This is a genomic window from Holospora obtusa F1 (assembly GCF_000469665.2).
Taxonomy (GTDB): Bacteria; Pseudomonadota; Alphaproteobacteria; order Holosporales; family Holosporaceae; genus Holospora; species Holospora obtusa.
Genome location: NZ_AWTR02000078.1, coordinates 1 through 22,173 on the forward strand (window position 1 = coordinate 1; position 22,173 = coordinate 22,173).

Here is a 22,173-nt window from a genome sequence, read left to right on the forward strand (position 1 = left end):
AAACGCGCCTAAATTCACACACAATCTCTTGCTTCTGTTGAAGATAAAATGCTTTGGCTGTGCAGGGCCAGAGCATTTATCTTGAACACAACCGGCTTTCTTCCTCTTCAAAACAGTTTTAATAGTGAAGGGCCAGACGCTTTGCTATTTTTGCATCGCTCTGTACAGAGCTTTGTATTTTTTTCGGACTCAAAGCGTCGTCTTGGCATTGTTATGCAGTATATTTTCCATAAATTAACCTCCTTTAGTTCCTTATAGGTTATACCATAAGAATTTGGAACTAAACAAATACTCTATATAGCAAATCCGGTATAAAAGAGTTATAGCGAGTGGTGATTAAAAGGCTTATCAATAGAAGTAATGAATCTAGCTACGAATTTTCTTTTCCTTATCTCACTTTTTCTCGATAAAATTTTAGATCTGAAAAATATGGAGGTAAGTTAAAGTATGCGCGGTATCTTTGATCATCTTTTTTATCTCGTTAAATTTATGAAATGAGGCATTGTTTATGACAATTACGCATCTGTAGGAAAATTTTGTAACAAGAGCTGATCTGCTCAACATGTAAATATTGTTTGTATTTACAAAAATCCAGATAACAATCCAATAGCTATAAAAGTACCTCTTATTTACCGCACTGATAGAATTGGTTCTTGCTTCCCAATCAATAATTTATCGTGGCAACGCTCTTTTATGCGCTCTTGGCAATCCATGAGCAAAGTTACTTTCGTCGATTATTACTCTCCCCTCATTTTGAAATCGCGTTACTCTTGTGCAAAACGTAAATTTTCTTTCTGGCTTCGCTTTGGGATGATGTAAGCTCCTAAACATTTCTGCGTTCTTTCAAGAATTTGGATGCTTCTTAATTTATGTACCAGCTCTTCTTTGTTAAGCTTTTTCCATGGGGTGTTTTTGTTTTTCTTGGGTTCTGACTCTTTTTTCCATCTATTGATACTTGTGGTGGAAATTTTAAATCTTTTTTCTAGCTTTGCAAAAAATTTTCTATCCTCTTGTAGCTTTAATGTTTTTTACGAAAATGTATAAAATATTTCATTTTATTTTTTCATTTATCTTTGCCAATTAAACTCAAAAATAATTATGCTGTTTTTATTCCGTATTAGCTATAACAGATGGTGATATACCTTAAGCATCAAAATCTAATCGAAAAGTTTAAAGCGGACAAAGGGATAGCTGACAAAACTTATTACAGAAATGCTTTCATTGAGCACATCAGCGAACAAAAATCGACTCCTGTAATCCTATCTAAACGAAATCGTAAAATTTTACGCTATTATGATACGCCTATGTATAAAAAGCGTCACTTAATTGAATATTTTCTCAACAGAAATTAAGCTTTTAGACGAATATTTTCAAGATTTGATAAAAAATTTTTATCTTTTTTAGGATTTGTGACGTTTTTTAAATTACTTTATGGCTTAGATAAGTGCGTAGAACACAAAACGATTTATTCTCATAATGCATGATTTTTTTATGTAGTATTAGCCATAAACTTCGGAGTATCTTTAACAACTATCAGTGTATTTAACGATTTTTCAAACAATCTTAAACTTTAAATCATTTTTTAAAATTTTTTTGAAAAATATTGGAGCTCTATAGACTTTTTTCCTTAATTCAAGTAAGTTTTTAGTATGTACTATCGTCCTCTAGCGAAAATATTTCATGAAAGGAATATATTTTACAGATCGTGCCATTGTGCGCTTAAAAGAGCTGTCAAAGTTCAAAAAAGAGGTTTTGGTTTTGCGCATTCGAGTGACAAGTGGGGGGTGTGCGGGATTTCAATACCTATTTTCTTTAGAATCTTTGGATCATTCAGCACAAAATTCTGAAGATATCTATGTGAATCAAGATGGAGTGTGTGCGATCACAGATACGCTTTCTTTAAAGTATATTCAAGGGAGTACTATTGATTATGAGGAAACACTTATGATGAGTCAGTTTGTGATTTCAAATCCCAATTCTGAAGCTCACTGTAGTTGTGGAAGTTCTTTTCAGATAAAATCTTAGGAAAAAATAAGCACGTGTTTTGTTGCGGGTATTCTGTTTTATTGTGGATTGGTTTGGGATATGTTCTGGGAAGTATTCCTTTTGGTGTTTTAATTTCTATGGGATTAAAAGGAATAGATCCCAGAAAAGTAGCGTCGAGAAATTCAGGAGCTACAAATGTTTATAGAACAGTGGGGTGGAGTGGGGCAATCTTGGTTGCCCTTTCAGACGTGTTAAAAAGTATGGTTCCTGTATATTATATTTTAAAAGTTTTAGAACGTCCTAATCTGGCAATGGTTGTTGCGTTAAGTTGTGTGTTAGGTCATATTTGGTCCTGTTTTCTGAGATTTAAAGGAGGGAAGGGGATTGCAACGGGAGCTGGTTCACTGTTTCCTTTTGTTCCTTATTTAGTCATAGTTTCTATTATTTTTTGGCTCCTAATTACTCGATGGACGCGTTATGCTTTTCTTGCGAGTTCTGTTTGTGCAGCAGTAGTTTTAGTAGGTGGAGTTATTTTTTCTCCGTATCCTTTTTTTGGCTATTTAGCACTAAGTATGGGGGGGGTCATTCTTTTTTCTCATAAACAAAATTTTATTAGATTTATTCAGGGAAAAGAGCACAAAATTTGAAATGTGGTCTATTTTTTGAGAAAAAAATTGCATATTCGTCCAATTTTTTTTTATTGAGACGCAACAAATAAAGAGATAAAAAATTTCATGCGTTACAGAAGTTTTGGTTCTGAAAAAATAAAAAAGTGTGATGGTGCGTTTTGTACAGTTGCTTTGTGCTTATAAGGTCCAGCTTTTGTGTACGATCTGTTTTGAAGTAAGGATTTGGATAGAAGATTTCGGAATCTTTAACTTATTTTTACTCTAAAAAAATGTAAAGGAAGGGGAAAAAATTTTGATTATTGACGGCGCTTTAAACAGTGCAAAATACTTGTTTATTAGAATTCTTGGGAAAGTAAACATTAAATTAAAAAAAATCTGGAGATGCATATGAAATACGAATAGATCAAAGATATTACAGATAAAGCAGTATAAAAAAATTACAATTATAATGGAGGTATGACACAATATACTCGTATATAACGAAAGATGTAAATAGAAATGTTATAATCTATTTATTAGAGTTCGGAAGTAAAATGCTAAAATTGAAAGAAAAAGAGAAACGATCATGTTCTGTTGTGGCATCAAGGCTTGGACTTTCAAACGCTGCAATATTTAGATGAAGCAAAAAGGAGAGTAAATAAAAAAGTTTATATTTTATCAAAAAGTAGCTCGATATTAAAAAGAGAGTAGGGGCCAATTATACACTTAGATGAAAGTGATTTTGCTCATGATATACCAGAGCCTATCCTCAATTAAATCAAACGACAATTGAAGCCAAGTGAACAGCGCTTAGAAAATTTGAAAACGTTTTATCATAGCCTGTGGCAACGAAGCTGTACTGCCTTAAGTTTAGTAGAAAAATTCTCGATCAAGTGACGGGATTTATAAAGATATTGATCACAATTTGAAGGTTCAAAACAGTTTTTTTTAGGTGGAATCACGGCCTTGCGTCCCTTTTCTTTAAGTTTTCGTCGCCCCCTCTCATCGGCATCGTATACTTTATCGAAAAGCACCGCATCAGTCTTCACAAAGTGATTCATCAACGCACCAGCCTTCACAAGGTGATCTATCAACACATCGCCCCCCTATGGTCCTGATCTTGTGTAAAATGAAAAGACCCCTGATTTTTATGGGCATCATACAGTGCTTAAATTTTGGCGATCAAAACCACGATGAGCGTCCAATGCTTGATTATGCTCTTTTTTTTAGAGCTTGAGCTGTGTTGATGGGCTATCGTTGCCATCATCGCGTACTCATGATCAGTGTTCTGCGACAGAATTTCAAAAACCTTTTTTTATACATCCTTTTTTTCCAACGGGTAAAGCGGGTGTGGGGCTTTAAAATCTCCAAATTTCTTTGGAAGAGCACGTCAAGGCATTCATTTATGGTAACCCGTATAAAACAGTCTCAACAAACAGAAGATTGTTCTTGGCTGTCAGATCATCTCGTTTTCCAGATAAAACTCTCCTCTTTTATCCGATTTCACTGATCATCCCTCAATGCATAACGTCTTATTTAACACACATTTTCTTTAAATTCTCAAAAAATATTGAAAAAAGCTAACTTAAGTAAGCACGGGGCTTAAGGAACTCATGGTTATTCTACAAAATTTCTACAGCACTCACGATTGGGGCATAATATCTGGAAAGTCCTGACTAACTACGTGTTAATCAATAGAGGATGTGAATACTCATGTTTTTTACGTTCTAGATACAGCAAGACGTATTTCCAAATCTTTCAGTAAGCAGCGTGTTCATTATGGGCAACACTATAGTTTTACAAGGGAAAAGACATGCAAAGCTCAATTACAGAAGATTTTCATACTTTAATTACCACCTTATTCTTCAGATCTTAATCTAATTTAGTATACGTGAGCTTAGCTAAACATAGTAAGGCATTGATGCGATCTCTACAACTCATTTTTGTAATCTTTTTATACTGCTCCAGCTATATCATTTTTTACGGAAGTCTTATCATGACAACAATGATGCCATTTTGAAACGGATTAGATATATACGTAAAGATTCTCAAAAGAAAAATTTTTTTAGAAAATAAATGATTACTTATACAATGGAGCTATTGTTAAAAATAAAGTCACCTTTCCCTAAATTTTTTTAAGATACCCATTTTTGAGAAATCAATCCCACATTAGAAATAATTTTTTGTACAAAAAACGCAGAATCCATGTGAAAAGTTTTCGCTTGCTGAAACCATATTTGAATAGAGCATAACAGCCTATCCAAAAGTAAAAAACGCTTTTGATGCTGTGCATAGGAAAATAACTTATCAGCCATCCAAAGGAAAACAATTTCCTGAAATACATCAATATTTTGATACAAATGCCCAGAAAGATCTAAGGGTAATAAACAAGGCCCTTCATTAAAAGAATCGTCCAAGAAGCTCCATGTACGCTGGATCAAATCTACTTTTCCGCTGCTCAAAAGTCGTATTGCTTTTCCAAGATTTCCGCGAGTAAACATATATAGCCATTCTTCAAATATTTTTAAAGATCCTTCTGTATTTTCTGTAAAAACTTTTAAATTCTCTATTTTTAAATGCTCTAATAAAATGTCTAACCGAGACAAAAAAGATTTTTTACTACACGCGCGCAAAGGATACACACAGCATCGAGAAAGTAACGTAGAAGGAAAATCAGTATGGATTGCTGTAAACAAAAATAATGATTTTTTTGGAGGATCCTCAACAATCTTTAGCAATGCATTAACACACTCGTGACGTAAACTATCTAAACGAGGTAAAATCACAATTTTCCAAGAAACAGAAAATGCTGTCTGAACAAGACGCTTCTTGATGGATCGAATTTGCTCCAACGTGACAGGTAAAGAAATTACATAAAACTCTGGATAAGAATGATTAATAACTTGATGATACAATACAGTATCTCTTAAATGATTAGAATTTTCTAGCTTCAATGAACCTTCATATCCAAAAGCAATACAAGAAAGCGCGTAACAAAGAGTCCTTTTTCCTAAACCATCTTCTCCAAGAAACAACCAACTATGTGGAAGACGCCCTTCTTTGAAAGCTTTTTGAAATTGTTGTACGATATCTTCATACCCTAACAAAAATCCCAAAAACTGAGATTTTTCGAAAATATAATCATTTTTTTTATAATTCATTTAAATTTTTTTATAATTTTAAAAATATTATAGACTGTACATTATAGCTTATTTACACAAAAACACAATACACTAAAAAAATCTTTATAAAGAACATACTATGATAAAAAGATGAATTTTAAAAGATCAAGCGATGGCATTTCCATTCATGCATACAAAGCTTTCTAAAAATCTTTCTACCCAATACCTTTGATATCAAATTTGTTACTGTATTTTTAAAAATTTAAAATTTTACCTCTACATTGTGATAATCACTCTTGCTTTTTAAAACCTTAACACTTGATAGTAATCGAAAATTGTGACTTTAGTTCGATATTTTTCTTTTCCCTGATTACTGCGGTATTTCTTTATAGCATTCAAAAAAAACTGCAAATCTCCCCAGTTATGAAAGAGAAATGCACGATACCCAGAAAAAAGACTTCACCTATGTCTTTATTTATACAAAATTTTGAAAAAGTAAAAAAACACTCGATCAATATTACGTGTAGAAAAAATAATACAACATGAGTTGATCAATAAATTTTTTGATTTTTTTCAATTTTGTACGTCATCAAAGGAGCACTTCCACTTAGAACTACTTTTTCATCAACCATAACTTCCTTTAATCCTTGCAAAGATGGTAGGTCATACATCGTATCTTGTAAAGTTTTTTCTAAAATAGCACGCAATCCCCTGGCTCCACTTTTTAAACGCAAACTCTCTTTTGCAATGGATTTAAGAGCGTTATGAGTAATGTTTAGATCTACCCCTTCCATGGCAAACAATTTTTTATATTGTTTCACCAAAGCATTTTTAGGCTCAGTCAAAACTTTAATCAATGCTTCCTCATCCAAATCTTCTAAAGAAACAATAACAGGTAATCGACCAACAAATTCAGGAATCATACCATAATCCACCAAATCTTTTGTCTGTATTTGACTTAGCAAATCCTGAGAATTAACCTGCTCTTGCGTAGAATGAGATAAAAATCCGATAGACTGTCCCTTTAAACGATTTAGAATGATCTTATCTAATCCGGAAAACGCTCCTCCACAAATGAACAAAATCTCTGAAGTATCTACTTGAACAAACTCTTGTTGCGGATGTTTACGCCCTCCTAAAGGAGGAACTAAAGCTCTTGTCCCTTCAATTAGCTTAAGTAACGCCTGCTGAACTCCTTCTCCAGATACGTCGCGACTAATAGACGGATTATCTCCTTTTCTGGCTATTTTATCAATTTCATCTATATAGATGATACCTTTTTGGGCTTTCTCAATATCATAATCTGCATTTTGAAGTAATTTTTGTACAATATTTTCGACATCTTCTCCCACATAACCCGCTTCCGTTAATGCTGTTGCATCTGCTACAACAAAAGGAACATCTAAAATTTTCGCTAATGTTTCCGCAAGCAATGTTTTTCCACATCCTGTAGAGCCCACCATCAAAATGTTTGATTTTGAAATTTTGACATCATTTCCTGAAAGATTTTCATGCTCAATACGCTTATAATGATTGTACATAGCAACTGAAAGAACGCGTTTTGCTCTCGTTTGCCCAATAACATATTCATCTAAAGTTGATTTAATCTCCCAAGGCACAGGAATTCTGTTTTTGTTATCTCCTGAATTTGAGAAACGATTCCGTCTATTTTCTTCTTTTAAAATATCGTTGCACAGCTCAATACATTCATTACAGATAAAAACTGTAGGACCAGCTATTAATTTCTGCACTTCATATTGGCTCTTTCCACAAAAAGAACAACGTAAAATGGTTTCTGTTTCTGCCCCATTTTTTTTATCCATCTAGTGCTCCCTTTCGTTATCTACTTATTTTATTATGCCACAAAGGCCTAAAGAAAACATCCCCGAGAAAATTAGGCTTCAACACGCTAACTTCCAGGACGCATTCCAGGTTCCATAATGTGATCTACAAGACCAAACTCTACCGCTCCCTTTGCTGACATAAAATTATCTCTTTCCATCGCTATAGTAATTTCTTCCAAAGTTTTTCCCGTATATTCTGAATATAATTGATTCAAATGCCTTTTTAGGTACAAAATTTCTTTTACATGAATTTCGATATCAGTAGCCTGACCTTGGGCCCCCCCAGATGGTTGATGAATCATCACGCGAGCATTGGGAAGAATATATCGCTTTCCTTTTGCCCCGGACGCTAGCAAAAAAGATCCAGCAGAACACGCCTGCCCTAAGCACACGGTTACAACGTCAGAACGAATATACTGCATAGTATCGTGAATACTAAAAGCCGATGTAATCACTCCACCTGGAGAATTAATATATAAAAAAATGTCTTTTCCAGGAGATTCCGACTCTAAAAATAATAATTGAGCACAAATAAGAGAAGCAGCATGATCTTCAATAGGCCCCGTAAGGAACACAATGCGCTCCTTCAACAAACGAGAATAAATATCATATGCTCGCTCACCTCTCCCACTTTGCTCCACCACCATCGGAACTAAATAACTCATGTTAAACTCCATAGATCCCTCCTTACTTGTATCTCTATTTCTTTTCGAAAACGCACAAAATCTTTTCTATTCACTGTTTTGATTCAACGAAATATTCTTATTAATGTCTTTTTCTTTAAACGCTTCTTGAACAGAAAGATTTTCTTCTTCAGAGTCCTTGGATGCTTCTTGAACAGAAAGATTTTCTTCTTCAGAGTCCTTAGATGCTTCTTGAACAGAAAGATTTTCTTCTTCAGAGTCCTTGGATGCTTCTTGAACAGAAAGATTTTTTTCTTCAGAGTCCTTGGACGCTTCTTGAACAGAAAGATTTTCTTCTTCAGAGTCCTTGGATGCTTCTTGAACAAATCGATCGTCTTCGAAAGAATTTTCCTGCTCTAAACGTAAATTTACGCCCTCCAAAGAAAGATTTTGAATATAATCAGAAACCGAAATATCTTCAAAGAACGTCTTACGAAGCTTTGAAAAAATTTTTTGACTGAATGAAGAATCTTTCCAAGGAGAGCTCAACACATGTTCAGGATTTTGACGTCCACAACGCCTAATAATATCCTGCATTACTTTTTTCTCATAGATAAAATCATTGACAAAATCATGAAAATCTTTATCAGAAAAATATCTGCGCACCAATTCTTCAGAAGATCCTACCCCTGATTTAGATTTGGAAAGTTGATTAAGAACATTCAAAATGTCCCCTGAAGTATGTGCACATGTATCGGTATGCTTTAAGGCATAGTCACGAATAAACATTTTCATCAACAAAACGCTTCGTGCTATTTCTTGAAACCAATCTTCACGAACCTCTGAAGAAACTAAAAGCTTAAAATCCTCACTCTCTTGGTATTCTTCTTTCAGTTCTGATACTTTTTGCTTTAATAATATATCCGAAAGCTCTATATCAGAAAGATTGAAAATTTTATTTTCTAAAAAAGTTTGTTGAATTTCGTAAGAAAGTGCCTGAATCACTTTTTTTAATAACAATTTAGCACGTGATAACAAAGTATTGAGATCGCACCCCACTGCATGCTGAACACTTGCTTCGTCTAATGTGCATGGAATTGTACGCATCACTTCTTCCACAAGCAACGAAAATTCAACCTTTTTTCCCGCAAAAGGAACTTGCATTTTGGAGAAATTTTTTGGAACCCTGAGACGTTGTGTCATACTGTGACCAGATTCCACACCAACAAAATCTTTAATCCCAACTTCTTCAGGAAAACTGTCCTCTAATAACGGAACATTAATAACAGAAACGCGCTCTCCTTCTTGATTTTTAATTCCAATACGAAGACGCAAAGTATCTCCTAATTCAGATGGTCGAGAAACGTCAAGAGACTCAAAACGATTAAATTGTTTAATATATCTTTCTGCAAACGCTCTAACGTCTTCTTCTTTAACCTCATCGTCTAACACAGGCAAAACCACGTCTTCCCACTGTATTTCCGAAAATTCTGATGCGTATGCAAACGTTACTTCAACAGATAGGTCTGAAATATCTCCATACCTGATTCTAACAGGAGTCTCAAAGCGTACAAAATATTTCAACGCTTCTTGACAGGCAGGGACATCCTTAAGTTTTTTCGCTAAAACCTTATCAAGAACTGATGAAGTAATTTTCTCCTCATACATACCAAAAATCATGTTCTCAGGAGCCATACCTAATCTAAATCCTGGAATTTTTTGCTTTAAGGCAAGCTTTTGAACTTCTTCGTTAAGCACAGTCTGGATAGACTGTCCATCTAAAACAATGGAATGTGTTTCTTGTACTTTTTTTTTAGCATGCCAATGTACCCTTAAGTTTATTAAATTGGTGCGGATAAAGGGACTCGAACCCCCAAAGCGCAAGCCACCAGAACCTAAATCTGGCGTGTCTACCAATTTCACCATATCCGCAATATGAATCCTTTTTATTTTAGCACTTTTTGTAAGAATGTCTATAGCTAATCCATAGAAAGTACGATATTTGCGATGACGCCTTTGTATACATCTTTTTGAAATTCCGAAAAGAAGAAGTTCTACACGCTTAAAACAGAAATCCGAATAATGCGCTAAGAACGCCTCGTGCATGTGTTAAAAATGATTTCCGAGATCTGTGCACACGATTACGGTGTTTAAAGGTAAAAAATATCTTTTAACTTTAGAGGATAAAGGTGTCGAAAAATATCCAGATGCTAATTTTCCTTATAAATCGTCAAAAACACGCCGTAAACCACGGTACTTTTTCGCGTTTTATGATGGAGCAAATGCTTAAAGACATCAAAATAGTCAAAGTTATGTCTGATTACTATCGTAATAAATGTAGAAGTCACGGACAGCATCTCCGATATCGTGAATTCAAACATGAGGCTACAGAGGAGCCTCGAAAAAAATACATCTATCCAAAAAACTCAGAAAAAATTAGCGTTCATTTGCACAAGAAATCTATGATAAAAACTTAGAAAATATAATTTTTTTTAAATTACTATAATTTGATGAACTAAATACACGTTTCATTAAACGCTTCTATCATTTCATTTGTTAACGTTTGAATAACTTCTTTACACGACTCTCGAGCTTTGACCATACCAACGCTTTGCCCTGCCATTACAGAGCCATACTCAACATCTCCTTTTACCACAGCTCGATATAGCGCGCCCGACCAAAAATGCTCCACTTTCATTTTTCCTTCATCTAACGTAACAATTCCTTCCTCTATTTCTTTTAAAACATCTTTTTGAAAATCTACAAATTTTTCTGTTGCTTTATTAGACAGTGCACGCACAGGAATAACAGGAAGACGAGCATCAATTCCATAGGAAAGCACCGCATCTCTAGCATGGGCACGAATAAAAGCTTCTTTAAAAGCATCATGAGCTTTTGATTCGTGCGTACAAACAAATCTAGACCCCAATTGACATCCGGACGCCCCCATGAACAAATACGACATAATCCCTCTTCCGTTCCCAATTCCACCAGCAACAAATATAGGAACTTCCTTCCCAAGCACAGGAAGAATTTCTTGAGCTAAAACTTGAGTAGAAACCGGACCAACGTGTCCCCCCGCTTCATGTCCTTCTATAACTAACGCTTGAGCGCCACTACGAATTAATCGTTGCGCTAAAGCAACAGAAGGAGCAAATGCCACGGGTAGAATATTATAGGACGCTAATGACTTAAAGACAGAACTAGACGGAAGACCTCCCCCTAAAAAAATGTGCGTAACTTTGTGCTGACCACACACGTCGACAAGTTCTTGAAATTTTGGATGAAAAACAATTAAATTAACACCAAAAGGTCTACATCTTGCGTTATCAAGATATCGAAGCTGCTCAGAAAGCTGATCTGGAGTCATTGATCCACCCGCTAAAATTCCGAACCCTCCAGCACAGCAGACCCCTTGCACCAATTCATGATGAGATACCCAGGTCATGGCTCCACATAAAATTCCAGTAGAAGTTCCTAAAAAATCCTTACCTTTTTTCCAGCGTTCTTCTATCCACGATAAGGCATACTCTTTTCTAGAATTCTCTATAAAAATCATTTTGTTTTGAACGTTATTCATCCTTCTTGTACCATTTTATATAATGCATTTAAAACTTGCAGAGTTTCCTGCTCTTGAACGACATAACTTACGCTATTTATAGAACGAAAAATATATTCTACCCCCATGCTTTGTAAATTTTTTCTATTTTCTTCTGGAACATTTTCAAAAGGAACCCCAATAACGGTAAACATAGTATGAGGCAAAATAGAAAAAGTTGGAAAGACATATTGTTTTACCATGTTTTTCGCAGACATTTCAGTGAAAAAAGTTGTTACAGTCCCATTCCATTGCCATCCCCATACAGAAATTAATTGATTTTGTAGCACATGCAACAAATGATCAGATTTTATACGAGAAAGACCAGGAACTGTCCAACACAATACTCCCTTATGCGCAACGCCTTTTGCTTGCCCTGTCACAGATTCACATACGAAAGTTCCCGGATTTTCTGGATAAAATGTGGATAAAACTTGAATAGGAACCTTATAGCGCTTTGCCCATTTTAAAGCTTTATCGTGCAAAACTTTAGCTCCGTGCTGACTAAAAATCGTCATATCATCGTAAGAAATTCGATCGAATTTTTGAGCACTTTGTACACATGCGGGATCTGCATTATACACCCCATCAACATCAGTAAAAATTTGACATAATCGAGCCTTTAAAAAAGCGCTAAGAGCGACTGCGGTAGTATCAGACCCCCCTCTTCCTAAACTACTAATTCGACCTAATTTCGTAACTCCTTGAAATCCAGCGATTATTGGGACCCCTCCTATCGACATATACTGTTGTAGAGGGGGAACATTAATAGATGTAATGTCTGCATCCCCTTGTATGTCGTCTGTTAAAATGGGCAATTGCCATCCCAAAAAAGACGATGCCATACATCCTAAATTTTGAAGAGCCAAAGACATCAGTCCTGCAGTAACTTGTTCGCCTGAAGTAACCACCGTGTCTAGCTCACCCTTTGCAACTCCGTCTACGCTTTGAAGGCAACAACTTTCTGCCCACTGAACAAGCTGATTGGTTACGCCCTCCATCGCAGAGACCACCACTAACGGACTTTCTCCTCTTAGCTTTGCATCCATCACAAGTTGAGCTGCTCGCTTTAAACACTCTATATTACTCAAAGAAGTTCCACCAAATTTTTTTACAACTACGGTATTATTCTCTGTTTCACGCATATCTTTTTACCTTGTATTTACTGAGTGAAGCCATTGTAACAGAAAAGCCTAACTAATAGATTTTCGATAAGTTTCCTTTATCCAAAAAGTTACCCCAAAAGAAATCAACGCAGCCAACGCTAAATATATTCCTGGCGTAATTAATGCAAAAGATCGATCTCCTGCTTGCTTGATAAAAAAAACTGCTAACGTAGGAGCTGTTCCACCAAAAAACATCATAGCTAGGTTATGCCCTAAGGATACGCCAAGACAACGTACGTAAGGAGGAAAAAGCTCAACGATCGCAGAAGGAATAACACCATAATAAACACCAAACACAATATTTAACAAAAATTGTGCAACAAAAATTGCGTACAAATTTCCCGTAGAAAGTGCAAAGAAAGCGGGAATTGCAATACACATTAAAAGTAGAGAAGCAAAACGCAATACAGGCTTTCTCCCAAAATGATCTGAATAATACCCGGAAACTGGAATGCTAAAAGCAAAACCTAATGTTGCAATTGTGGTAATACAAGTTGCCTGATAATAACTGATACCAACAAAATTTTGAAGATAATTTACAATAAAAAGACAGATAGTAAAAAATCCAACAGCAACTACAACGTCCAAACCTATCAATTGAATTAGAGCCTTCCTGTGGCGCGTAAACAGGGTCTTCCAAGAAGAATCACTCGCACCATACTGTGTAAAAGCTCGAGGCTCTTGTAACCGATTGCGCACAAATGCCCCCACCATACTTCCTGTAATACTTAAAAGAAATGGAATACGCCATCCCCAAGACAAAAATTCAGCATCATTCAGCAAAGCCCCAACGGTTACACAAATAAAAGACCCTATCAATACTCCAATAGCAGCGCTGCATGTGGTCCAACTTCCCCAAAACCCTCTATTCCTAGAATCTGCGTGCTCTACAACAAAAACAATAGATCCAGTAAACTCTCCCCCCATAGAAATACCTTGAAAAAGTCTTAAAGTTGTTAAAAGCACAGGAGCCAACCACCCAATCTGAGCATAAGTAGGTAGAGCACCTATAAGAGCCGTAGGAATAGCCATACAATAAATAGACCATACTAACGCGCGCTTTCTTCCTATTCGGTCCCCTAAATATCCGAACAAAACCCCCCCCAATGGACGCATAACAAACCCAACAAAAAACACACCATACGTAGCTAACATTGAAGAAAACGCATCATTTGCAGGGAAAAATAACGCACCAATCACAGCAGCACAATACCCATATAACATAAAATCGTACCACTCTAAAGCATTTCCTATCATAGAAGAAATAAGAACTTTCCAAAAATGCTTATCTGTGTGTCGAACATTAGCAAAAAAAACCGCTAGCAATGAACTCTACCTTTACAAAAAATCCAGTATAATTTTAAACCAATATAAAAAAAAATCAATAGACTCTTTGCGTATTTTAAACGTTTTACCCCTCATTAGACCATGCTGCGTATTTTTAAATATTTTTATCCACATTAGATCTGCTGCGTATTACTAAATCACGGAAAAGATATGAAGGCTTGCTCCTTCAAAGTGGCTTTTTTTTCTTTAAGATGCATCCAGATTAACAAATATTCAAAAACATTTCAGCGTTTTTTCGAATATCTATCTAATAATCTAATGCACTATATAACGGTCACAAAATAGAGCGGACATGGTGCTCAAGAATCAAAAATAAAAATCGCACAACATGGGTTCAGACTATGGTAAAGAACACGTTCAAATGCGTAAAAATATTCAAACTCATGTCTGATTTAACCGAGACAAACAATACAGCTTCAAGCTTAACATCATCATAAACCTTAAAAATGAATCAAAGGAAGCCTAGAAAAACATGTTAGATCAAGATTAAATTCACTTGCGTAAAAAGATCATTAAAAAAAAAATACAAAAAACTTTTACCAAAACAACAGGTTACAGCTATTTTTCTTGCAATTGAAAAATTCTGCACGCTTGAATAAACGCAGAAAATATTTCTTGATCTTGTTGATCATATTCTGGATGCCACTGAACACCTAAACAAAACGGATGATACGTGTGCTCAATTCCTTCAATAATTCCGTCAGATGACAACGCGCTGATACGTATGTTATTTCCTAAACGATCTACACCTTGGCGATGGGAAGAATTGACTTCTAAAGTTGTGCACTTTAAATGTTGAGCTAAATACGTGTTTGAAACAATTTGCACAGAATGCGCGTTATCATCGGAAACGTTATGATTAAACACGCCCGGTATTTTGGACAAATCCTGTATTAATGTTCCCCCAAAAACAATATTCATCAGCTGCATTCCCCCACAAATGCCCAAAATAGGCATTTTACGCTCAAGCGCTTCCTGACAATACGCCCACTCTACTTGAGTGCGTTCATGCTTAATAGGAAGATCACAATTCATCGATTGATTAAATAATTCTGGATCAATTGTAAAGCTACCCCCTGTGATCATGATTCCATGCGCCAATTGCATATAAAATTCTACATTTTCCATTGTGTAGGGAACAACAATGGGCGCTCCTCCATGCTTTGAAATAGCCGATAAATAGTTTTTTCCAATAAAATATTTTTCTTGATTGCCATTTTTTTCAAGATCTGGGATGACTAAAATTAAAGGAACACTAATCATGAAGCAGTGTGGTCTGATTCAACAATTTTTTCCAAAAATTCCTTAAAATTACTTCCACACTTTTGTTTAAATAAGGATTTCATATCACGCTTCGTTGCAGCCACCATATCTGTTCCTTCAACGGAAAAATTTGCTATTTTACCCTCATCTTCAGAAGAATTTCTAACTAGCCATTTCACAGAGATCCGGGCGCCATTTGAAGCAAACACATCGGTAACAACTGTACAACTCATACCTTCTCTTCCGGGATAACATCTACTTTTATGTGCATCAACTTTAAAATGATCTTCTAAATTTCCTTTAGGTGTATAATATTTTTTGAGAATGTTGTAGTACGCCCTGCAAACAGATTCAATAAATCGCTCCTCATATAATGATTTCTGATCTTGGCTTAGTGTTTTATATTTTACAGGACAGCACCGCTGAGCCATTTTTTTCATATCAAACGTTTTTTGAATTAAATCATGAATATCAGAAAAAGAAGCGTGATCTGAAAGAAATTGAACCAATTGTGTTCCAAATTTCTGAACACAACTGATCGCCGTTGCCTTTACATTTTCTGTATCCAAAGCGCTCTGCTGTTCTTTATGAGCATTTACCCAAGGGATATGAACGAAAGATGAGCAAAAAATGAAAAAAACGCTAAATCGATACATAAAACTAGTTCCTTTCTAAAGTTTGGAAACATTCTACATGAAATTGATCATAAAAACAATATTGAAAAAAATTAACATTTGCAAATATCTACTAGTAAATCCATTTATAAACGTTGTAATAAAAAACTTTAATACAAAAAACAAAAATAAACTTTATTATTTGATTTTTAAATAAAGCGTAAAATTTTAACTTTTTTTTATTATTTGTTCTATTGACAAAATATTGAATAGAACGTTATCTTCATAATCATAATTGAACAAACACTACAAAAATTTATGAGATTTTTATCTTTTAGAGAGCTTTCACGGGAAGAAACCACATTACTCAAAAGATTACGACAAGACAATATTTTGACTTCAGATCAAGAAAAAATTGTTCTGTTAGAACATCAACATTCTGGAGTAGATATTAAAAAGTTAATCTTAGATTGGGGAATTTTAAGTGAGGTAAAATTGTTAGAGTGGGTTGCTTGCATTCACCATTTACCTTATTTTAGTCTTAAAAATCCGTGCGTTCGATTTGCTTGGGAAACTGTTCCTCTAGAATTATTGCATCAAGCTTCAATTGTTCCTATTCGCGTTAAAGAGACGCTGTACATGTTGATACCTAAAGCGCAAGACTTATCTTTGCAAGATTTAGTGAGGTGTTGTGTGAAAGTTCCTTTTCAGTGGGCTTTGGGAATTTTTTCTGAAATTCAAAACGCCCTAAAACAATTTCAAAAAAAAGTTGATCTTCACGATCTGTTTTCCGACCAACATCATTTGGACGACCAAGTGATTAGTCAATTTTTGTATCATACTTTACACAATGCCGTACACGAAAACGTCTCAGATATTCATTTTGAACCAGAAAAATTTTCTGTTCGTGTTCGATATCGTTATGATGGGTTGTTAAAAACAATTTGTTGCTTTCACTTAAGTTTTTGGAGCGCAACTTGCGTACAAATCAAAGTTTTGTCTGGAATGGATATTGCAGAAACTCGCAACCCTCAAGATGGTCGTTTTTCATTTTCTCTAAGCACTGGGACCATTGATGTTCGTAGCGCAACTCATCCCACATATTACGGAGAAAATGTTGTATTACGAATTTTAAATCGCCATGAAGAGTTACGCTCTTTAAAAGAATTAGGGTACAATGCACCCACCTTAAAAGGGATTACTCAATTTCTACATAAGCCCGAAGGATTGCTCGTCATCACTGGCCCCACAGGATGCGGAAAAACGAGTACGCTTTACGCCATGGTTCAAGAAATGAACGCAGAAATATTAAACATTATGACATTAGAAGAGCCTATAGAATACAAAATTTCTGGTATTCGTCAAACAGAAGTAAAAGAAGACGGCCCCATGACGTTTGCCAAAGGTATAAGGTCTATTTTACGCCAAGATCCAGATGTTATTTTGATTGGAGAGATTCGAAACGCGGAAACTGCTGCAATGGCAATACGTTCTGCCATGACAGGACATCATGTTTTGACTACCATTCATGCAACGCATGTATTGGGAGTGTTTTACCGTATGCTAGAATTTGGTATTCCGTTAACGATTGCTGCAGGGTTAATTCACGGTGTTATTTCTCAACGACTCATTCGCTTGTTGTGTCGAAAATGCTGCGTTGAGCAAAAAGATTTTCCTAAAGAAGTGCATGCTCATGACATTCAAGGTTCTTTTTTTCAGCCTGTCGGATGCTCATGGTGTAAAGGGACGGGATACATGGGGCGCAAAGCTATTGCTGAAATTTTGGTCATGGATGAAACGATTGAATCGATGATTTTAGAACAACGTCCCTATACAGAAATTAAACGCGCCTTGTATGCAAAAGGATTTGAAGATTTAATAATGCAGGGAAAACATCTTGTGCGAACAGGAATGACCAGTTGGGATGAACTTAAACGAGTTTTAGGAATTTAAGAGTTGTATGAAAAATAAAAATAAAAAATTTTATTATTACAAAGCTGTGAATCAATATGGAATACGATATAGCGGTTGTGGAGTCTATAACTCCTATTCAGCTTTGTGCTCTGCGCTGAACGGACAAAATTTAACAATTTTACGAGCGTATCCAAGATTTTTTTGGATAGATCGTTTGCGTTTACATCAAAATTCTTTCATTCATCTTTTGACGGGGCTTGAATGGGCTTTAAGCACCGGGCAGCCTTTGTCTATGGCGTTAAAGAGCTTGGAAATCAAGGGGATTTTAGAAATGATCTTACAAGATGTGGTAATGCAAATTGCTCGAGGAAAACTGTTTTCTGAAGCTTGGAGCACATATTCGGAACTTATTTCTCCCGTAGTGATTGCTTTTTTTCGTCAGGGTGAAGAGGCGGGGAATTTACAACAAGGCATTCAACAAGGTCGGCTATACTTGGAAAAGCGTCGATCACTTCATCAACAAATCGCAGGAATACTAAGGCTTCCTCTTATAAATGTAGGCGCTTGTATTGGAACGGGATACATTTTATATCATGAAATTGCTCAATTTTTGATTCCAATTTTAATAGAAAAGCAGTGCAAGCTTTCCGTATGGACAAAAATATTAATTTTTTTTACAAATATTCCTTGGGAAATTTTTTTTCTGGGGTCAGTAATCATAGGAATCGTATTATTGGGAATTTATATTCTGTATCTTCCTTACTCAAAACAAAAATTAAAAAATTTTTTATTTCGTACCCTCCCTTTTTACGCAGACACTCAATATGCTCACGGGTTCGAAATTTTGTCCAGACTTGTAAAAGCAAAAATACCTCTACTTTCTGCGCTTTCCATTACACAAGAAGCAATGACCTCTCTTTACTTTAAAGAAGCGCTACTCAATCTCAAAATTTTCATTCAGGAAGGAGGCGATTTTTCTGATGGCTGTGTTAAATGGTCTCGCTTTCCTAAACATTGTATCCTTCTTTTGCGTTATGGGCAAGATAGCGGGCACCTTCAAGAGGCGCTTTCGCAAGTGAGTGAGTTATTAGCGTTTCGTCTTTCATTTCGTGTTCAAGGATGGATGCGTAAACTCCCGCTTTTCTTTCTTGGAATCGTTGCATGCTTATTACTATTCTTTGTAAAAAGCGTCTTTATTCCGTTATATGATGTGCTAGAGGAGCTTTCTCGTGGATAAAATTATTTGCATTATAGAGTCCCACCGCGCTGTAGTATACGATGTGTGCTTAGGGAAAGCTCTTTTTCAAGGAGAACATTCTTTAGAAGAATTACCTTTATTTTTACGCACATTGCGAGCTTGGAATCGCACTTTACATCTTTTGGATCTTAGTTCTACAACACATTTTCGGTGGGAGCGAGCTCCCGATGGATTAACTAGATGGGAGAGAATGCAATGGTTTAGAGAAAAAACGAAACAATTTTCCAAAGATGGTTACTACAATTTATGGTCTGTTAACCGAAAAGAGCAGTGCATAGGCGCTTTAAAAATTACACACGCAATTCTTCCTCAATGGATTGAGCAAAAATTAAAAACTCAATGTGTTGCACTGTTTTACCATAGTTACCCCTTTGAGCTTGTTCGAAACATCAAGACTTATTTTGATACTTCCTATGAAAAATTTCAATGTTTTATTCTACAACGACTAAATAGTTCCAGCATCTTTGCAGTATACTACAAAAATTTTCTTGTTTTTTTAAGAATTTTATTTCCAATGTCTCAAAATTCTTTAACACAATGGATTCAAGAAACTGTTCATCATGTCGAAGAAACCTTTCACACACATTCCCTAGAATTTGTATGTTTAGGAGATCAAGAAATACCTTTTGCAGAGATTAATAGAAATGTTTCAAAAGAGCAATCCTATTACGGAATTAATTTGGAAAAATGGATGGAACAACATTCTATTTTTCCAGTATCACGTTGTGAAAGCGTTTTAGACCGTTTTGTATTAGCCCAGGCACACACATATCAGGCATTAAAAAGTCCAGGAAAACCATTTTTTTTCAATATCTTAGAACCTGCACTGAGGCGTTTTTCTTGGATACAAATTCTTCCCTTAATTGTGAGCGGATCAGTGGTTATCTGGAATTGGAAATATAAAATAGAGTTAAAAAATGAATATGCTAAGGTGCTTCAGCAATGGAAAGCTCTTCCATGGACAATGGAGCAATTTTTAAACGCAGAACCAAAGCTACATGCCTGCCACAAACAGTGTGCTAGCACAATGGCTTACGTTCAAAGATTGGAATCTATGATTCCAGACAAAACTTTTCTTGAAAAAATTGAATGGACACAAACTAAAAGCAGCTATGGGTTTAATTTTTTAAACTCTGATAAAATATTACAAAAAAATTTACTCATGACTGCTTGGAGACAACATCAACCTTCTCAATCCGCATTTCAGTGGAAAGAACACGTTTCATCATCTTTAAATGAAATGGAAGAGTTAGACTATTATGAAGGAGAATCTCCATTTTTTATGGATCTTTAATATATGATGGGAGAAATGATACAATGTATAAAATTTCGACTTGGATTTTTGCTTTGGAGTACAGGGGTATGTTTACAAGCAGGAATTTTAGTCTGGGGATACACTACTTTTTCAGAAATAAAAATTTTAGAATTTCAGTTAACCAAAGCACAGCGCACGCTTGTGCGCGCATCTACATGGACTGTTCAAAACCCTTTGTACTCTCAAAAATTATTAGAATTTTCCAAAGAAATACAACAGCATGCTCGGCATTTTTCTAACATTCAGGTCATCTATAAAACGCCTTCTGATTTTAAACCTTTTATTGAGATTACGATAAAATTCAGAATACAGCATGATGATATTTTTTGGAATTTTTTTAAAACTTTATACACACAACATAAAGGGAGAATTGAATCTCTTTATCTTTCTTTATCCAGAGAAAAAGATGAGTTTTTCGATCAAGAACAAGATTCTTTATCTTCTTTGAGAAAATATGAAGAAAACGTAAACACGTATATCAACGGAACTTATACAGCACGTTATTATTATTTTAATCCAGAAGGTTAAGCAGGGTGATGTGGATGTTAGGCTTATCATTATTTTTTAATCACCCGTATACTTTTGAAAAAAAGCATCCGTCCGTTTCTGAGCCAGTAAAAGCTTCAAAAATTATCTTCGTGCTCCAGGGGATTTTTTTACGTTCAGATACTCAAGAATGGATCGTTTGGATTAATGATCATCGATTGGATCATTTTTCCCAAAGATCGTTACATGGATGGTATGTCATAACAGTGAGGCCTTCTCATGTTGTGCTGGAAAATAATCAAAAACAACGTATAACTTTACAAATCAATCAGCCTGTGAGCGTTTGTGAAGAATAAAAAATAAATATTTTTGAGAATTTAATAAGAATTCAAAGGAAATATGTTATACGTTGAGAAATGATCAGTGGGATCGGATAAAGAATAGTTTAGCTGAAAAAATAGGGAATGTGGGCGTTACAGTCAAGGAAAAATCGCCTGTTTGTTGAGGCTGTTTTATACCGTTACCGCGGAGGAATTCTTTGGCGTGATCTTTTCAGAGGTTTGGAGATTTTAAAGTCCCACACCCGCTTTACCCGTTAAAGCCAAAAGGGCGTATGAAAAAAGGTCTTTGAAATTCTGTCGCAGAACGCTGATCATGAGTTCGAGATAATCGATGCAACGATTGTGTGGGCCTATCAACACAGCGCAGACTCTAAAAAAAGTATAATCAAGCCATTGAACGCTCCTTTGTGGTGTTTAAGAACCAAAATTCATGCACCGTATTATGCCCATGGAAATCAGGTCGTTTTTCAGCTTACACAAGATCAGGAGCCATGATTGGGAAGGGGACAATGAAAGAGGGGCAGCGAAAACTTACCGTGTTATGCCCATGGAAATCAGGTCGTTTTTCAATTTACATAAAGTCAGGAGCCATGATTGGGAAGGGGACAATGAAAGAGGGGGCAGCGAAAACTTACCGTATTATGCCCATGGAAATCAGGTCGTTTTTCAGCTTGCACAAGGTCAGGAG

General features: G+C 35.5%; 19 protein-coding genes, 1 tRNA gene and 1 pseudogene. 10 read left to right on the forward strand and 11 right to left on the reverse strand.

Annotated elements, in window-relative coordinates; translation table 11 throughout:
• Positions 1-81: 81 nt before the first annotated feature.
• The 3 genes from P618_RS08020 (at position 82) to plsY (ending at position 2,633) form a co-directional block, all read left to right on the forward strand.
• The gene (locus P618_RS08020; protein ID WP_156919014.1) at positions 82-258 is read left to right on the forward strand and encodes a hypothetical protein; all 177 of its coding nucleotides are present in this window, start codon (positions 82-84) and stop codon (positions 256-258) included.
• Positions 259-1,680: 1,422 nt separating this feature from the next.
• On the forward strand, positions 1,681-2,025 hold the full coding sequence (locus P618_RS04660; protein WP_021827161.1) for a HesB/IscA family protein: 345 nt from the start codon (positions 1,681-1,683) through the stop codon (positions 2,023-2,025).
• A gap of 14 nt (positions 2,026-2,039) precedes the next feature.
• Positions 2,040-2,633, forward strand: coding sequence for a glycerol-3-phosphate 1-O-acyltransferase PlsY (plsY, locus tag P618_RS04665; RefSeq protein WP_021827162.1), 594 nt, complete (start codon positions 2,040-2,042; stop codon positions 2,631-2,633).
• A gap of 794 nt (positions 2,634-3,427) precedes the next feature.
• Here plsY and P618_RS04670 read toward each other — a convergent pair.
• The 11 genes from P618_RS04670 to P618_RS04725 form a co-directional block, all read right to left on the reverse strand.
• Positions 3,428-3,691: a hypothetical protein gene (locus tag P618_RS04670; protein ID WP_021827163.1), complete on the reverse strand. Its 264-nt coding sequence runs from the start codon at positions 3,689-3,691 to the stop codon at positions 3,428-3,430.
• Between the two features lie 1,038 nt (positions 3,692-4,729).
• Positions 4,730-5,755, reverse strand: a complete 1,026-nt coding sequence (locus P618_RS04675; RefSeq protein WP_021827165.1) for a hypothetical protein — start codon at positions 5,753-5,755, stop codon at positions 4,730-4,732.
• A 512-nt stretch (positions 5,756-6,267) separates the two neighbouring features.
• On the reverse strand, positions 6,268-7,539 hold the full coding sequence (clpX, locus tag P618_RS04680) for an ATP-dependent Clp protease ATP-binding subunit ClpX (protein ID WP_021827166.1): 1,272 nt from the start codon (positions 7,537-7,539) through the stop codon (positions 6,268-6,270).
• Positions 7,540-7,625: 86 nt separating this feature from the next.
• The gene (locus tag P618_RS04685; protein ID WP_021827167.1) at positions 7,626-8,237 is read right to left on the reverse strand and encodes an ATP-dependent Clp protease proteolytic subunit; all 612 of its coding nucleotides are present in this window, start codon (positions 8,235-8,237) and stop codon (positions 7,626-7,628) included.
• Between the two features lie 54 nt (positions 8,238-8,291).
• Complete coding sequence (locus tag P618_RS06955; RefSeq protein ID WP_075260917.1) at positions 8,292-10,067, reverse strand: trigger factor; 1,776 nt, start codon at positions 10,065-10,067, stop codon at positions 8,292-8,294.
• Positions 10,031-10,115 (reverse strand) — tRNA-Leu (locus tag P618_RS04695). The genes P618_RS06955 and P618_RS04695 overlap by 37 nt, the downstream gene beginning before the upstream one ends.
• A 583-nt stretch (positions 10,116-10,698) precedes the next feature.
• Entirely contained in the window at positions 10,699-11,763 is a 1,065-nt protein-coding gene (locus tag P618_RS04705; RefSeq protein ID WP_021827170.1) for an NAD(P)H-dependent flavin oxidoreductase, read from the reverse strand.
• The gene (locus P618_RS04710; protein ID WP_021827171.1) at positions 11,760-12,926 is read right to left on the reverse strand and encodes an aspartate kinase; all 1,167 of its coding nucleotides are present in this window, start codon (positions 12,924-12,926) and stop codon (positions 11,760-11,762) included. Before P618_RS04710 ends, P618_RS04705 begins: the two co-directional genes overlap by 4 nt.
• A 48-nt stretch (positions 12,927-12,974) precedes the next feature.
• The gene (locus P618_RS04715; RefSeq protein ID WP_021827172.1) at positions 12,975-14,273 is read right to left on the reverse strand and encodes an MFS transporter; all 1,299 of its coding nucleotides are present in this window, start codon (positions 14,271-14,273) and stop codon (positions 12,975-12,977) included.
• 579 nt (positions 14,274-14,852) lie between these two features.
• Complete coding sequence (locus tag P618_RS04720; RefSeq protein WP_021827173.1) at positions 14,853-15,557, reverse strand: gamma-glutamyl-gamma-aminobutyrate hydrolase family protein; 705 nt, start codon at positions 15,555-15,557, stop codon at positions 14,853-14,855.
• The gene (locus tag P618_RS04725) at positions 15,554-16,213 is read right to left on the reverse strand and encodes an ABC transporter substrate-binding protein (RefSeq protein WP_021827174.1); all 660 of its coding nucleotides are present in this window, start codon (positions 16,211-16,213) and stop codon (positions 15,554-15,556) included. Before P618_RS04725 ends, P618_RS04720 begins: the two co-directional genes overlap by 4 nt.
• Positions 16,214-16,489: 276 nt before the next feature.
• Here P618_RS04725 and P618_RS04730 point away from each other — a divergent pair, with 276 nt between their 5' ends.
• From P618_RS04730 to P618_RS04755, 7 genes and pseudogenes are all read left to right on the forward strand, one after another.
• Complete coding sequence (locus P618_RS04730; protein WP_021827175.1) at positions 16,490-18,124, forward strand: GspE/PulE family protein; 1,635 nt, start codon at positions 16,490-16,492, stop codon at positions 18,122-18,124.
• A gap of 7 nt (positions 18,125-18,131) precedes the next feature.
• Positions 18,132-19,322 carry a type II secretion system F family protein gene (locus P618_RS04735; protein WP_021827176.1) on the forward strand — a complete coding sequence of 397 codons (1,191 nt, stop codon included), beginning with the start codon at positions 18,132-18,134 and terminating at the stop codon, positions 19,320-19,322.
• Complete coding sequence (locus P618_RS04740) at positions 19,315-20,637, forward strand: hypothetical protein (protein ID WP_021827177.1); 1,323 nt, start codon at positions 19,315-19,317, stop codon at positions 20,635-20,637. The genes P618_RS04735 and P618_RS04740 overlap by 8 nt, the downstream gene beginning before the upstream one ends.
• Before the next feature lie 6 nt (positions 20,638-20,643).
• Positions 20,644-21,186: a hypothetical protein gene (locus P618_RS04745; protein WP_162147088.1), complete on the forward strand. Its 543-nt coding sequence runs from the start codon at positions 20,644-20,646 to the stop codon at positions 21,184-21,186.
• 14 nt (positions 21,187-21,200) lie between these two features.
• Positions 21,201-21,500: a hypothetical protein gene (locus P618_RS04750; RefSeq protein ID WP_021827179.1), complete on the forward strand. Its 300-nt coding sequence runs from the start codon at positions 21,201-21,203 to the stop codon at positions 21,498-21,500.
• Between the two features lie 41 nt (positions 21,501-21,541).
• A pseudogene (locus P618_RS08690) lies at positions 21,542-21,736 on the forward strand (transposase); the annotation flags it as partial.
• 156 nt (positions 21,737-21,892) lie between these two features.
• The coding region (locus P618_RS04755; RefSeq protein ID WP_162147089.1) for a hypothetical protein at positions 21,893-22,173 on the forward strand (281 nt) is incomplete at its 3' end.

Excerpts from the sequence above, each read along its gene's own strand:
- P618_RS04725 (WP_021827174.1), bottom strand. The coding sequence starts at position 16,213 with ATGTATCGATTTAGCGTTTTTTTCATTTTTTGCTCATCTTTCGTTCAT.
- P618_RS04745 (WP_162147088.1), top strand. The coding sequence starts at position 20,644 with ATGGGAGAAATGATACAATGTATAAAATTTCGACTTGGATTTTTGCTT.
- P618_RS04660 (WP_021827161.1), top strand. The coding sequence starts at position 1,681 with ATGAAAGGAATATATTTTACAGATCGTGCCATTGTGCGCTTAAAAGAG.
- P618_RS04685 (WP_021827167.1), bottom strand. The coding sequence starts at position 8,237 with ATGGAGTTTAACATGAGTTATTTAGTTCCGATGGTGGTGGAGCAAAGT.
- P618_RS04675 (WP_021827165.1), bottom strand. The coding sequence starts at position 5,755 with ATGAATTATAAAAAAAATGATTATATTTTCGAAAAATCTCAGTTTTTG.
- P618_RS04730 (WP_021827175.1), top strand. The coding sequence starts at position 16,490 with ATGAGATTTTTATCTTTTAGAGAGCTTTCACGGGAAGAAACCACATTA.
- P618_RS04705 (WP_021827170.1), bottom strand. The coding sequence starts at position 11,763 with ATGAATAACGTTCAAAACAAAATGATTTTTATAGAGAATTCTAGAAAA.
- P618_RS04750 (WP_021827179.1), top strand. The coding sequence starts at position 21,201 with ATGTTAGGCTTATCATTATTTTTTAATCACCCGTATACTTTTGAAAAA.
- P618_RS04710 (WP_021827171.1), bottom strand. The coding sequence starts at position 12,926 with ATGCGTGAAACAGAGAATAATACCGTAGTTGTAAAAAAATTTGGTGGA.
- P618_RS04735 (WP_021827176.1), top strand. The coding sequence starts at position 18,132 with ATGAAAAATAAAAATAAAAAATTTTATTATTACAAAGCTGTGAATCAA.
- clpX (WP_021827166.1), bottom strand. The coding sequence starts at position 7,539 with ATGGATAAAAAAAATGGGGCAGAAACAGAAACCATTTTACGTTGTTCT.
- P618_RS04720 (WP_021827173.1), bottom strand. The coding sequence starts at position 15,557 with ATGATTAGTGTTCCTTTAATTTTAGTCATCCCAGATCTTGAAAAAAAT.